17 protein-coding genes are annotated in these 13,170 nt (G+C 60.0%); 13 read left to right on the top strand and 4 right to left on the bottom strand.

The annotated features are described in order from the left end of the window. Positions 1-165 precede the first annotated feature (165 nt). Complete coding sequence (locus ACR0LW_RS12185; RefSeq protein WP_170520280.1) at positions 166-741, bottom strand: LabA-like NYN domain-containing protein; 576 nt, start codon at positions 739-741, stop codon at positions 166-168. Between the two features lie 137 nt (positions 742-878). On the opposite strand from ACR0LW_RS12185, the gene folK reads away from it, so the two are divergent. The 9 genes from folK (at position 879) to rnc (ending at position 8,120) form a co-directional block, all read left to right on the top strand. Continuing rightward, positions 879-1,448, top strand: coding sequence for a 2-amino-4-hydroxy-6-hydroxymethyldihydropteridine diphosphokinase (folK, locus tag ACR0LW_RS12180; protein ID WP_480882800.1), 570 nt, complete (start codon positions 879-881; stop codon positions 1,446-1,448). A 94-nt stretch (positions 1,449-1,542) separates the two neighbouring features. After that, the gene (gene rpoZ, locus ACR0LW_RS12175) at positions 1,543-1,896 is read left to right on the top strand and encodes a DNA-directed RNA polymerase subunit omega (protein ID WP_010437681.1); all 354 of its coding nucleotides are present in this window, start codon (positions 1,543-1,545) and stop codon (positions 1,894-1,896) included. Positions 1,897-1,925: 29 nt separating this feature from the next. Next, positions 1,926-4,058, top strand: coding sequence for a RelA/SpoT family protein (locus tag ACR0LW_RS12170; RefSeq protein WP_170454659.1), 2,133 nt, complete (start codon positions 1,926-1,928; stop codon positions 4,056-4,058). 16 nt (positions 4,059-4,074) lie between these two features. Further along, positions 4,075-4,773, top strand: coding sequence for a DUF2062 domain-containing protein (locus ACR0LW_RS12165; protein WP_480882799.1), 699 nt, complete (start codon positions 4,075-4,077; stop codon positions 4,771-4,773). Beyond that, positions 4,766-5,512, top strand: coding sequence for a pyridoxine 5'-phosphate synthase (locus tag ACR0LW_RS12160; protein ID WP_480882798.1), 747 nt, complete (start codon positions 4,766-4,768; stop codon positions 5,510-5,512). The genes ACR0LW_RS12165 and ACR0LW_RS12160 overlap by 8 nt, the downstream gene beginning before the upstream one ends. Then, entirely contained in the window at positions 5,509-6,132 is a 624-nt protein-coding gene (locus ACR0LW_RS12155; protein WP_480882797.1) for a LysE family translocator, read from the top strand. Before ACR0LW_RS12160 ends, ACR0LW_RS12155 begins: the two co-directional genes overlap by 4 nt. After that, on the top strand, positions 6,129-6,572 hold the full coding sequence (gene acpS, locus ACR0LW_RS12150) for a holo-ACP synthase (RefSeq protein WP_480882796.1): 444 nt from the start codon (positions 6,129-6,131) through the stop codon (positions 6,570-6,572). The genes ACR0LW_RS12155 and acpS overlap by 4 nt, the downstream gene beginning before the upstream one ends. Before the next feature lie 31 nt (positions 6,573-6,603). Continuing rightward, positions 6,604-7,443, top strand: coding sequence for a signal peptidase I (lepB, locus tag ACR0LW_RS12145; protein WP_480882795.1), 840 nt, complete (start codon positions 6,604-6,606; stop codon positions 7,441-7,443). Continuing rightward, entirely contained in the window at positions 7,440-8,120 is a 681-nt protein-coding gene (gene rnc / locus ACR0LW_RS12140; RefSeq protein WP_170455037.1) for a ribonuclease III, read from the top strand. Before lepB ends, rnc begins: the two co-directional genes overlap by 4 nt. 118 nt (positions 8,121-8,238) lie before the next feature. Here the strand turns inward: rnc and ACR0LW_RS12135 are convergent, their stop codons facing one another. Beyond that, on the bottom strand, positions 8,239-9,615 hold the full coding sequence (locus tag ACR0LW_RS12135; RefSeq protein WP_480882794.1) for a multicopper oxidase family protein: 1,377 nt from the start codon (positions 9,613-9,615) through the stop codon (positions 8,239-8,241). Between the two features lie 158 nt (positions 9,616-9,773). Here ACR0LW_RS12135 and era point away from each other — a divergent pair, with 158 nt between their 5' ends. The 3 genes from era (at position 9,774) to ACR0LW_RS12120 (ending at position 11,443) form a co-directional block, all read left to right on the top strand. Then, positions 9,774-10,682, top strand: a complete 909-nt coding sequence (gene era / locus ACR0LW_RS12130; protein ID WP_480882793.1) for a GTPase Era — start codon at positions 9,774-9,776, stop codon at positions 10,680-10,682. Further along, positions 10,679-11,008: a DUF1491 family protein gene (locus ACR0LW_RS12125; protein ID WP_480882792.1), complete on the top strand. Its 330-nt coding sequence runs from the start codon at positions 10,679-10,681 to the stop codon at positions 11,006-11,008. Before era ends, ACR0LW_RS12125 begins: the two co-directional genes overlap by 4 nt. Positions 11,009-11,119: 111 nt before the next feature. Next, positions 11,120-11,443, top strand: a complete 324-nt coding sequence (locus ACR0LW_RS12120; protein WP_170454640.1) for a SemiSWEET transporter — start codon at positions 11,120-11,122, stop codon at positions 11,441-11,443. 9 nt (positions 11,444-11,452) lie between these two features. Here ACR0LW_RS12120 and ACR0LW_RS12115 read toward each other — a convergent pair whose 3' ends face one another. Beyond that, on the bottom strand, positions 11,453-11,842 hold the full coding sequence (locus tag ACR0LW_RS12115) for a VOC family protein (RefSeq protein WP_480882791.1): 390 nt from the start codon (positions 11,840-11,842) through the stop codon (positions 11,453-11,455). A 179-nt stretch (positions 11,843-12,021) separates the two neighbouring features. Between ACR0LW_RS12115 and recO the strand changes: the two genes are divergently transcribed. Further along, positions 12,022-12,747 carry a DNA repair protein RecO gene (gene recO, locus ACR0LW_RS12110; protein ID WP_480882790.1) on the top strand — a complete coding sequence of 242 codons (726 nt, stop codon included), beginning with the start codon at positions 12,022-12,024 and terminating at the stop codon, positions 12,745-12,747. Here recO and ACR0LW_RS12105 read toward each other — a convergent pair. After that, positions 12,731-13,123 (bottom strand): META domain-containing protein, encoded by a 393-nt coding sequence (locus ACR0LW_RS12105; RefSeq protein WP_170454635.1) that lies wholly within the window; start codon positions 13,121-13,123, stop codon positions 12,731-12,733. The two genes, recO and ACR0LW_RS12105, sit on opposite strands and share 17 nt — an antisense overlap. Positions 13,124-13,170 lie beyond the last annotated feature (47 nt).

The following is a 13,170-nucleotide window of genomic DNA, read 5'->3' as shown; positions in this document are numbered from 1 at the left end:
GGTAAGTCTTTTCCCGGCCTTGGTCCAGACAGGACAGCGTCATTGATCTGACATGAATCGGTGCTAGCCAGACGATGTTTCAGAACCAATCCATAGTTAAGGAAGCGCGGCCAGGGTGGTGAATCCTGACCGCGCAAATTTTTCCATCGATGTCGGGCCGAAAGATCAGCCGCCCGAGGCAACCGCGACGCTGCGCGGTTCAGCGGGCATCTCGCGCGGAGGGCGGCCGATGACGTCCCGCAGATCTTCCAGTTCGATGAAGTTGTCCGCCTGGCGGCGCAGCTCGTCCGAGATCATCGGCGGCTGGCTGCGGATGGTCGAGACAACCGAAACGCGCACGCCCTGACGCTGCAGGCTGGCGATCAGCGGGCGGAAATCCCCATCGCCCGAGAACAGCACGATATGATCGACCCGTGGTGCAAGCTCCATGGCATCGACAGTCAGTTCGATATCCATGTTTCCTTTGACTTTCCGACGCCCCATGCTGTCGGTGTATTCCTTGGCCGGTTTCGTGACCATGGTGAAGCCATTGTAATGCAGCCAGTCCACCAATGGGCGGATCGGTGAATACTCGTCATTTTCAAGTAGCGCTGTGTAGTAAAAGGCCCGAAGCAACTTGCCACGGCGCATGAATTCCTGCCGCAGAAGTTTGTAGTCGATGTCGAACCCGAGTGCTTTGGCGGCGGCATAAAGATTTGAGCCGTCGATGAACAGCGCTAGCCGTTCGTCCTTATAAAACATAAATAGTCCCTTCCGGTATAATGCAGCGCGTTGAGTGATGTGAGTGTGGGTGTAAAAATGTCGCGCTGTGATATGCCTATAATTAGGGCTTTTACCGATCATCGCAAGTATGCAGTGCCCCGAATTCAGGAGGATACATGAGCGATTCCCCGCCAAATGCGATAGTTGCCCTAGGGGCAAATCTCAATTTGAGAGAATCAGGGCCCGAATTGACACTTCGTCAAGCCCTTGACGCGCTTTCACGTCATGGGGTGGTGATTCGCGCTGTCAGCCGGTTTTTTGCGACCCCCTGTTTCCCGGCAGGGGCGGGGCCGGATTACGTGAATGCGGCGGCGGCGATCGACACTGACCTTTCGCCGCCAGAGCTTTTGGACGTGCTGCATGCGGTCGAGCATGAGTTTGGGCGCGAGCGGATACAGCGATGGGGAATGCGGACGCTTGATCTGGATCTGGTGTGCTATGCGGATAGGGTTCTGCCTGACAAGGCCACCTATGCGCATTGGCTGGATCTGGCCCCGGATGAACAACGGAAGGCGGCGCCGGATCAGTTGATTCTGCCCCATCCCCGCCTACAGGACAGGGCATTTGTGCTGGTGCCAGTGGCGGATATTGCGCCGGATTGGTGCCACCCGGTGTTGCAGCAGACAGTCACACAGATGGTTGCAGCTTTGCCTGCCGGGGATGTTCTGGCCGTCACGCCCCTGTGATCCCTGCTTTTGCGGCATTTCGTGCTTGTCAAGGCGGGCAATCGGTCTTAGATAAGCCTCTTCCTGACATGGATTCAGTAACGGAGAGCGCCCCATGGCCCGCGTGACGGTTGAAGATTGCGTTGACAAGGTTCCAAACCGGTTCGAACTGGTGATGCTGGCGGCCCACCGGGCGCGCGAGATTTCTGCCGGCGGTCCGATCACTGTGGATCGTGACAACGACAAAAACCCCGTCGTTTCCCTGCGCGAGATCGCCGATGAGACCCAAAGCGCGGACGAACTGCGCGAGCGTCTGATCGAGGCCAACCAGACCCAGATCGAGGTGGACGAGCCGGAAGAAGATCAGATGGCGCTGCTGATGGGTGCGGAATCCGACAAGCCTGCGGATGACGATATGTCCGAAGAGAAGCTTCTGCGCGCTCTGATGGAGGCTCAAGGCCAGGGCTAAGCCCCAAGCTACACGAAGGTGCGGACCGGATGATCTCTGCTGACGACCTGATTGCGCTGGTCCGCAACTACAACCCCAAGACTAATGCTGATCGCATCGCCCGGGCCTATGAGTTCGGTATGCAGATGCACGAGGGGCAGTTCCGCCACTCGGGCGAGCCCTATTTCACCCATCCCGTTGCCGTTGCCGCTATTCTGACCGAACAGCGTTTGGATGATGCGACCATCATCACGGCCCTGCTGCACGACACGATCGAGGACACAAAGGCCAGCTATGGCAAGGTGGCCGATCTGTTCGGGAATGAGGTTGCCGAGCTTGTCGATGGTGTCACCAAGCTGACCAACCTGCAACTGTCCAGCCGGGAAACCAAGCAGGCGGAAAACTTCCGCAAACTGTTTATGGCCATGTCCAAGGACCTGCGGGTCATTCTGGTCAAGCTGGCAGACCGTCTGCACAACATGCGCACGATCAAGGCGATGCGCCCGGAAAAGCAGGTGATCAAGGCGCGCGAGACAATGGATATCTACGCACCCCTTGCGGGCCGGATGGGGATGCAATGGATGCGTGAGGAGTTGGAAGACCTCGCCTTTCGTGTCCTGAACCCTGAAGGCCGTCAATCGATCATCCGCCGCTTCATCACGCTGCAACGGGAAACCGGAGATGTGATCCACCGCATCACCGGCGACATGCGGCACGAGCTGGACAAGGCCGGGATCGAGGCCGAGGTGTTTGGCCGCGCCAAGAAACCCTATTCGATCTGGCGCAAGATGCAGGAAAAGGATCAGGGCTTTTCCCGCCTGTCCGACATCTACGGGTTCCGCATCATCACGCCCAGCGAAGAGGATTGCTATCGCACCCTCGGCGCAATTCACCAGCGCTGGCGCGCGGTGCCGGGGCGGTTCAAGGATTACATCAGTCAGCCGAAATCAAACGGCTACCGCTCGATCCACACCACGGTGTCGGGCCGCGATGGCAAACGGGTCGAGGTGCAGATCCGCACCCGTCAGATGCATGATGTGGCCGAAACCGGCGTTGCGGCGCATTGGTCCTATCGCGATGGGGTGCGCACGGAAAACCCGTTTGCCGTTGACCCGGCCAAGTGGATTTCCAACCTGACCGAGCAGTTCGATAATGAGGAGGATCACGAGGACTTCCTCGAGGCTGTGAAGCTTGAGATGTACTCCGATCAGGTGTTCTGCTTTACGCCCAAGGGCGACGTGGTGAAGCTGCCGCGTGGGGCGACGCCGATCGATTTTGCCTATGCAATCCACACCCGCATTGGCCATGCCTGCGTGGGGGCCAAGGTCGATGGCATCCGCGTGCCGTTGTGGACCCGTCTCAAGAACGGTCAATCGGTGGACATCATCACCGCCGATGGTCAGACGCCGCAGGTCACATGGCTTGAGATCGCTGTCACCGGCAAGGCCCGCACGGCCATCCGGCGTGCCCTGCGCGAAGTCGACCGCGAGCGATTCATCAAGCTGGGCAAGGAACTGGCGCGTTCGGGCTTTGAACATGTGGGGCGCAAGGCAACCGACAAAGCGTTGGACACCGCCGCCAAACACCTGCGCCTGAAGGATCGCCACGAATTGCTGGCCCGTCTGGGCAGCGCCGAACTGACCGCCCATGACGTGGTCGAGGCGGTTTACCCCGAACTGACCAAGGACGAAGGTGACGCCATCCCGCTGCGCCGCGCGGTGATCGGCCTGGAACCGGGGCAGAAGTTCGACCGCGCGCCCTGCTGCCAGCCTCTGCCCGGTGAGCGCATCGTCGGGATCACCTATCGCGGCAAGGGCGTTGTCGTGCACGCCATTGATTGCGACCGTCTGGGCGAGTTTGAAAATGAGCCCGAACGCTGGGTCGATCTGCACTGGCATTCCGGCACGCACCCTGCCGTTTATGGCGCAACGCTGGATCTGACCATCGGCAATGACGCCGGTGTGTTGGGGCGCATTTGCACATTGATCGGCGAGAAAAAGGCCAATATCTCGAACCTGGAATTCGTTGACCGGAAACCGGATTTTTACCGCCTGCTGATCAATGTGGAACTGCGCGATCTGGAACAGTTGCATTCCCTGATGCTGACGCTTGAGGCTGAAAGCGACGTTGCCGCTGTCGAGCGATACCGGGACCGGGCCAAAACACCCGTTTCGGCCGGCTGAGAAGGGGTGATCAGGAGTGGTTTTCAAGCGCCGAGATCGACGCTCGCCTGTCCAGATCGCATCGGAATTTGTCTATCCGCGTGGCGGTTGGACACGCGCGTTTCACTATGTCAAACACCGCGTCCGTCGCCTGCCGGACTCGCCTGAACGTATTGCGCGTGGCATTGCAGCAGGCGTTTTTGCAGCCTTCACCCCGTTTTACGGCCTGCATTTCGTCGTAGCCGCCATTGGTGCCCGGCTGATCAACGGCAACATACTGGCCGCCCTAAGCGGCACGTTCTTCGGCAACCCGCTGACCTATGTTCCAATCGGTGTGATCTGCCTGCACACGGGGCATTTCCTGCTGGGCACCGAATTCGAAAAAAGCGAAACCCGCGGCCTGATGGGCAAATTTGCCGACGCGATGGGGGACCTCAAGAACAATTTCCTCGCGATGTTCACCGACCGCATTGCCGACTGGCACGGTCTGAGCGTTTTCTACCGCGAGGTTTTCTATCCCTACATGATCGGTGGTGTCCTGCCCGGCATTCTGGCTGGGCTGATCTGTGGCTATCTGAGCCTGCCCCTGATCCGCAGCTATCAGAATCGCCGACGCGCCAAAATCAAGGCGAAGTTTGAAGAAATCAAACGTCTGGCCGAAGCAAAGCCTGACGTTTCCGTGCAAAAGGCTCTAGGTTCGGGTCAAACCGTGAAAAAGGAATCGCGTGATGTCTGACAACCACTTGCGTCTGGGCGTAAATATCGACCACGTGGCCACCGTGCGCAACGCGCGTGGCGGGGCCTATCCCGACCCGCTGCGCGCCGCCAAACTGGCCGAAGAGGCCGGGGCCGATGGCATCACTGCCCATTTGCGCGAAGACCGCCGCCATATCTCGGACGCCGATATCGACGGGCTGATGGAGGTTCTGTCGGTGCCTTTGAACTTCGAGATGGCCGCGACGGATGAAATGCAGAAAATCGCCCTGCGTCACAAACCTCATGCCGTTTGCATCGTCCCCGAAAAGCGCGAGGAACGCACCACCGAAGGCGGGCTTGAAGTCGCGCGCGAGGAAAACAAGCTGGCCCATTTCATCGCCCCTCTTCGCGATGTCGGCTGCCGTGTCTCGATCTTCATCGCCGCTGACCAGCGCCAGATCGAGGCTGCCCACCGCATCGGGGCCGAGGTGATCGAACTGCACACCGGCGCCTATTGCGATGCCCATGCCGAAGGTCGCATGGAAGACGCCGCCCGCGAGCTGGAGGCCCTGCGCCAGATGTCCACCTTCGCCCATTCGCTGAGCCTTGAGGTTCACGCGGGCCATGGCCTGACCTACGACACGGTACAACCGGTCGCGGCCTTCCCCGAGGTGCGCGAGTTGAATATCGGCCATTTCCTGATCGGCGAGTCGATCTTTCTGGGCCTGTCCCCTGCCATTACCGAAATGCGCCGCCTGATGGACGAGGCGCGGGCGTGATCACGCCTGGCTTCATAGCCATCTGGTTGGCCTGGCTGATGGCCGGAGGCTCTCCGGGCCCGGCGACCATGGGCATCGCCGGAACCGCCATGAACGAAGGCCGCCGCGTCGGTCTGGTCTTTGCGATGGGCATCTGCGCGGGCTCTGCCGCCTGGGGCATTGCCGCCGCGCTGGGCCTGTCGGCAATCATGCTGGCCAATGTCTGGGCGTTTGAAGTGATCCGTTATATCGGCGTTGCCTATCTGGGCTGGCTGGCCCTCAAGGCCCTGCGCCGGGCAATGACTTCCGACGAGGTGGCACTGGGCAATCCGGTCACAGGATCTCTGCCGACGATCTTTGCAAAAGGCGCGGCCATCCACCTGACGAACCCGAAGGCGATCCTCAGCTGGGGATCGATCTACGCAATTGTTGCGCCGAACGACGCCAGCCTTGCGATGCTGTTGGGTTATTTCGCTATGCTCTACGCGGGCTCTCTGCTGATCTTCATCGGCTACGCCTTCCTGTTCTCGTCCGAGCGTATGGTCCGCACCTACCGCCGCGCCCGCCGCTGGTTTGATCTGGCCTTTGCCGGGTTCTTCGGGGTGGCGAGTTACAAGATTTTGACGGTACGGTTGTCATGATCCTCGGCATCGGCACAGACCTCGCGAATATCGACCGCATTCAGGGCACGCTCGACCGCTTCGGTGACCGGTTCCGCAACCGCGTCTTCACCGAGATCGAACAGCGCAAGGCCGAGCGCCGCCATGACACCGCCGGAACCTACGCCAAACGCTGGGCCGCGAAAGAGGCATGCTCCAAGGCGTTGGGCACCGGATTGCGCATGGGGATCGCGTGGAAGGATATGGCCGTCACCAATCTCAAAACCGGCCAGCCCGTGATGCACGTGACCGGCTGGGCGGCCGAGCGCCTCAAGGAAATGACCCCCGAAGGGCACGAGGCCATCATCCATGTCACCCTGACGGATGATCACCCTTGGGCCCAAGCCTTTGTGGTGATCGAGGCACGTGCCGTCACAGACCCGGACGCAGCCTTGACTCACCCCCAACCGACCCGCATGTAGCACCCAACAATCCAAAAGACCGGAGAGCAGTATGGCCGAGGAAGCCAAATCAGGTAACGCCGTGTGGGAAACGATCAAAACCATCGTCTATGCCCTGCTGATTGCGGGCGTCTTTCGCACCCTGTTCTTTCAGCCCTTCTGGATTCCGTCCGGCTCGATGAAGCAGACCCTTCTGATCGGGGATTTCCTGTTCGTCAACAAAATGGCTTATGGCTATTCCTACGCGTCCTGTCCCAGCCTGATCATTCCCAGCGTCGGTCTGAACATTGACGCCGAAGATCTCTGTGGCTGGATGCAAGGCGACGACAACAGCCGCATCTGGGCGGGCGAACCAGACCGTGGCGATGTCATCGTCTTCCGCCACCCGGTCACGGGTCGTGACTATATCAAACGTCTGATCGGCCTGCCGGGCGACCGTATCCAGGTGCGTCAGGGGCAGATCATCCTGAACGGTACCCCCATTCCGCAGCAGCCCGATGGCGTGTTCACCGAAATCGCCGAACCGCAGGGCCCGCAACGCCTGCGCCCGCGCTGCGAAAACGGCCCTGTCGGGATCGGCGGCACTTGTGAAAAAACCCGGTTGATTGAAACTCTGCCCAACGGCGTATCCTACGACGTTCTGAATATCGGCAATCAGGGGTCTGACAATACCGGCATCTATACGGTGCCCGAGGGTCACTATTTCTTCATGGGTGACAACCGCGACAATTCCAGCGACAGCCGCCTTCCGCAATCCGCTGGTGGTGTCGGTTATGTGCCTTACGAAAACCTGATCGGTCGCGCCGACCGGATCATGTTCTCGTCCGCAGGGCGGTCCATGCTGTTCTTCTGGACATGGCGCGGCGATCGCTTCTTCAAGGCGGTCAATTGAAGCTATCGGCCGAGATAAAGGCGTTCCAGCAGCGTTTGGGGTACGAATTCACCAACCCCGAACTGCTGTTGCGCGCGCTGACCCATGGCTCGGTCTCCTCGGCCACGCGACCGGATAACCAACGGCTCGAATTCCTCGGTGACCGGGTTTTGGGTCTTGTGATGGCAACGGCGCTGCTTGAGGCCGACAAGAAGGCCACCGAAGGCCAACTGGCCCCCCGCTTCAACGCGCTGGTCCGCAAAGAGGCCTGTGCCGATGTCGCCCGTCAGATCGATTTGGGCGCGGTCCTGAAACTGGGTCGATCCGAAATGCTGTCAGGTGGTCGTCGCAAACAGGCCCTTCTGGGCGACGCGATGGAGGCGGTGATCGCTGCCATCTACCGCGACGCCGGTTTCGAAGCCGCACGCGATGTGATCCTCGCGCTTTGGGGGGATCGTATCCACACGGTCGAGGCCGACGCCCGCGACGCCAAAACCTCGCTTCAGGAATGGGCTCAGGCACGGGGTCAAAAGCCCCCATCCTATGTCGAAATCAAACGCAGCGGCCCCGATCACGCCCCGGTCTTCACCATCGCCGCCCGCCTGCAGGACGGGACCGAGGCCCAAGCAACTGCCGGATCCAAACGTCAAGCTGAACAAGCCGCGGCCAAAGCTCTGCTCAACGACCTGCCGAAATAACGGCCAAACCCGGATCCGCTCTTCATCTGGCCAAAAATATCTCGGGGGTGAGCCCGGATGAAATCCGGGCGAGGGGGCTGGCCTCCTTCCGGTCGGATTGGCGCAGCCAATTCGACCCTCAAACAACCCGGATAAACCCGGTCAGCCCGGTTTTCTGATGCTCGATCACATGGCAATGAAACGCCCAGTCGCCGGGATTGTCCGCAACCAGCGCGATCTCGACCACCTCATCCTTCAGCAACAACATCGTGTCCGTCATCAGAGGCGGTAATTTGCGCTGGTTCGACGTGAGTGGCACAAAGGCCAGCCCGTGCAGGTGGATCGGATGCAGATTGGGTGATTCATTGCGCAGCCGCAGAACATAGCTTTTGCCCAACTCCAAAGTGGCCAGAGGCCCCACATCCTGCGCCGCGTCGCCCGACCACGGCGTTCGGTTGATCGACCAGAAATTGTAACCCAGTGATCCGCAGAACCCGTTATTCGGCGTCCCACCCTCGGGCGTCCAGCCAAAGACGAACTCATGCACTTCAGCCCGCGTCAGATCTGGTTTGGCAAGCGGATTGGCGGGCAGGGGGCGCAAGTCCCGCAAATCCCGCGCAACCGATCTGCCGATGGCGCGCAGTCTGGCCATGGGGCGTGGCGGGTTTCCCGGCAGTTTTGCCATCAGATCAACAATCTGCCCCTCACCATCCGGCATCGAAACGGCAAAATCGACCCTCTGACCCGGACCAACCAACAAGGGTTCCTCGGCACTGGGCATCGGCAGGTCGACCTCAACCGGATGTCCGTCCCAGGCAATGATCCGCGCTTCGGCCCCGGTCAGGTGCAGCTTGTAAATGCGGGTGGTATCGGAATTGAGAACCCGCAACCGCACCAGCCCGCCCGCCACGTGATCGTAGACAGGTTCCGTCAGCCAGTTCGCCGTCGGCACATTTCCGAACGTCCCGGCGCGGGCCGCCCCGCGCGCGGTATAAGCCGGCAGAAACTGATCGTCATCATCCAGCCGAAAGTCCCGCAGATTGATCACCTGTTCGCTGTCAAAACCCGGGCCTTCCGCCTCGGCAATTACCATGACGCCGGTCAGACCATGGGCCATCTGCTCCATCGTCATGCAATGCGGGTGGTACCAGTATGTGCCCGCATCCGGTGGGGTGAATTCATACTCAAACACTTCATCCGGCCCAATCGGCATCTGGGTCAGATAAGGCACCCCGTCCATCCCGTTCGGGATACGCAACCCGTGCCAGTGCATCGCGGTGTAATCGGGCAGCGTGTTGCGCACAGGCAGCCGCATCACCTCACCCTGTTTGCCATATAGCACCGGGGGCGGCGCATCGGGTGACACGCTGACCATGCCGGTTGTGGCCTGATCGCGCAGGGTAAAACTGGCCGGTTGAATAACCAGTTCCTCAGCACCTGACGCGCGCCCGAAACCACCCAGACCCACCGCGCCTGTAGCGGCTGCGCTGCCGATTAGAAACTCACGACGTTTCATGTCTTGCCTCTTTGAAAATGAGGATGCCTGGCTGGATCTGGCGCGGCGTGATCCGAAGGTGTCACCGCAAACGCATGGCCGCAATGCGACAAATCCCTCTGGCCCGCGTCGCCATTCTGCTATAGGGGTGCGCACTTGCAAACAGGATCGCCAGAGACATGACCACACGTGCCGGATTTATCGCCCTGATCGGAGAGCCCAACGCAGGCAAATCCACCCTCCTGAATCGCATGGTCGGGGCCAAGGTTTCGATCGTGACGCATAAGGTGCAGACCACCCGCGCGCGCATTCGCGGCGTGGTGATGGAGGGCGACGCGCAACTGGTCTTTGTCGACACGCCGGGCCTGTTCAAACCCCGCCGCCGTCTGGACCGCGCCATGGTCGCCGCTGCGTGGGGCGGGGCCGCGGATGCCGATGTCGTTGTGTTGATGGTCGAGGCCCATCGTGGGATCACCGAAGGGGTCGAGCGTATCCTAGAGGGGCTGGAAGAGATCGGACAGGGCCGCACTGTTGCGCTGGCGATCAACAAGATCGACAAGGTGCCATCCGAGAAGCTGCTGGCGCTGACCAGCGACCTGAACGGGCGTTATCCGTTTGCCGAAACCTTCATGATTTCCGCTGAAAAGGGTCACGGGGTTGACGACCTGCGCAGGTGGCTCGCCTCGGAACTGCCCGAAGGCCCGTGGCTGTATCCCGAAGATCAGATCGCCGATCTGCCCCTGCGCATGATCGCCGCCGAGATGACGCGCGAGAAGCTGACCCTACGCCTGCATCAGGAACTGCCCTATCAATTGACCGTCGAGACCGAGAACTGGGAAGAGCGCAAGGACGGCTCGGCCAAGATCGATCAGATCATCTACGTCATGCGCGACGGTCACAAAGGGATTGTTCTGGGCAAACGTGGCGAGACCATCAAGGCCGTCAGTCAGGCCGCACGGGCGGAACTGGAAGAGTTCCTCGACCGCAAAATCCACCTGTTCCTGCAGGTCAAAGTCCGACCCAATTGGCTTGAGGAATCCGAGCGCTACTCGGAAATGGGTCTGGATTTCAAAGACGGCAACGCATGACCCGCCTGACAGCCGAGTTCTGGGTCCACGCCTATCTGGCACGGCTGCGCTTTCAGGAAATTCCGGCCTTTGTCGTCGCCCATGGGGACAACACCGCCGGGGCAGTACTGGTCAAACTAAACACGCTGGACGGTCAAGCCGTCGCGTTCCAGCGCAGCTTTGACCTGATGAGCGGTGAGCGGAAGTGGATTGAACTCTCCTCTGGTCCCGAAAGCGACGTTGACGACGCCATCCAGCGCCAATGTCGCTTTGATCCCGACCTTTGGGTAATCGAGGTCGAAGATCGGCAGGGACGGCATTTGCTCGGGGAAGAGGGGTTGGAGTAACCCCGTCCGGATGGGTCTTTGACGCGCCGCTCAAAGCGACTATTTTGATGCAGGATGTGGTCGGCGAAACTGGCCTGACTTAGGAATATCGCAAGACAATGAGGTGTTTGCTTGGCTGAAACGCTTGCGGAGAAACTGGAAAAATCCGAGCTCGGTCACTGGATGCAGCGGTTCGAGGGGTTCATGGTTTTCATCGGAGTCGTGGGTCCTTTTGCCACGCTTCCGCAGTTGATCAAGCTCTATTTCACCCACTCGCAGCACGCGACCGGCCAATCTCTGCTGTCCTGGTCCCTTTATGCTGCGCTGTCGTTTCTGTGGTTTGCCTATGGGTTGGTCGTCGGCAAACTGCCCATCTATGTGGGCAACGGGATTTCGATGGTGCTGAACCTTCTGATGGTGATCGGCATTCTGATCCACGCGGGTATGACCTTCTGAGGCGCGCGTTCAGCTTGCATCGCCAAAATAGACAAAGCTCATCTTATTCCCGTCCGGGTCGCGCGCGTAACCGGCATAGAAGTTAGGACCATACTGAGGCCGGTCACCCGGATCACCTTCGTTTGATCCCCCATTGGCAAGAGCCGCCGCATGCGCCTCGCCCACTTCCGCTTTGCTTTCGCACAGCAGACCAACCATGTTTCCGTTTCCGACTGTCGCCACCTCTTTGTCAAATGGCGTCGCGACCCACATGGACCCACCGCCCCGCAGTTCATAGCAGACCGCGTGTGGCATATATTCCGCGATGACCTTGCCGCCGATTTTGGGCACAACCGCGTCGTAATAGCTGCGGGCTTTTTCGACATCGTTTGAGCCGATCATGACGTAGTTCAGGGACATCTGCTGAATCCTAACGTTGAGAACATAAAGGGAATAATAAGGGAACATTACTGCGTTAACAGGTTTCACGCAACGTGTTTTTGGAGGCCTGTAAAACCACCCTGATCCGTTTCTATCTTGAACCTGTAACAGCGTTGAGATTTCCTGCGCACATATCTGATGACCTAACGAGGCCAAACGTGGACTGGCGCGATCACGGCATACTTCTTACCTCTCGCCGCCACGGTGAAACCGCCGCGATTGTCGAGGTCTTTACCGAAGCCCACGGACGCCACGCCGGGGTGGTGCGCGGTGGTACCAGCCGCAAGATCGCCCCGATCCTGCAGCCGGGCGCGCAGTTGGACGTGCTGTGGCGGGCCCGGTTGGAAGAGCATATCGGCACATTTCAGGTCGAGCCGCTGCGATCCCGCGCGGCGGCGGCGTTTTCGGGGCGGCTGGCCTTGGCGGGTCTGAATGCGGTGGTCGCGCTGCTTTCCTTCTGCCTGCCTGAACGCGAGCCGCATCCCGCTATCTACAAGCAGACAGAACAGCTTATGGACCTTCTTGGGCAGGACGACATCTGGCCGCTTGCTTATCTGCGTTGGGAAGTGGCATTGCTTGAGGAGTTGGGGTTTGGGCTGGACCTGACCACCTGTGCTGTGACCGGATCCTCCGAGGGGTTGGTCTTTGTCTCGCCCAAGACCGGGCGGGCGGTTAGCGCGGCAGGGGCGGGTGATTGGGCCGACCGGTTGTTGCCGCTGCCGCCTTGCCTGCGCGGCGAGGGGGCCGCACCGGATACCGAAATCGTCGATGCCTTGAAAACGACAGGGTATTTCTTGCACCATCGCGTGGCCCCGGCCTTGGGGCACACACCATTGCCCGAAGCGCGGGCAAGGTTTGTGGATCAGCTTACTCGGCGGCTGTGAACACCATCTCGTGCCCGTCGTCGTTGCGCAGGATCAGAACATCGCCGGACACTTCGGATTGGGTCATGGTCAGCAGGGCGGCAAAGTACATGCCTTCCTGCTCAAGCTCGGGGCAGGCGGCGCGTGTGGCGCTCAGGTCCTGAACCTCGAACCACGGGTATGGCGCGTTCAGGCTGCCCTGATAGCTGTTGCAGGGGGCCTGTCCTGCGATCCGCCCCTCTTCCGGGAACTGTAGCAGAGCGTTGGCGGAATAGGGCTGACCATCGATCTCTTGCAACTTCCAGGTCTGACCGTCTGCGCCATAGGCAGCCACCGTTTCGTCCTGTTGGCATTGAAACAGCCCCATCAGCGGCAGGATCAAGGCATAGCGGATCATTGCAACCTCCTTCGGTCACGAGCCTTTGCAATACGCGTTTAGGCCGC

It is taken from the genome of Ruegeria sp. N4 (assembly GCF_056531425.1).
The sequence above is the reverse complement of the archived record's forward strand: the minus strand, read 5'-3'. Positions and strand labels throughout refer to the sequence as shown.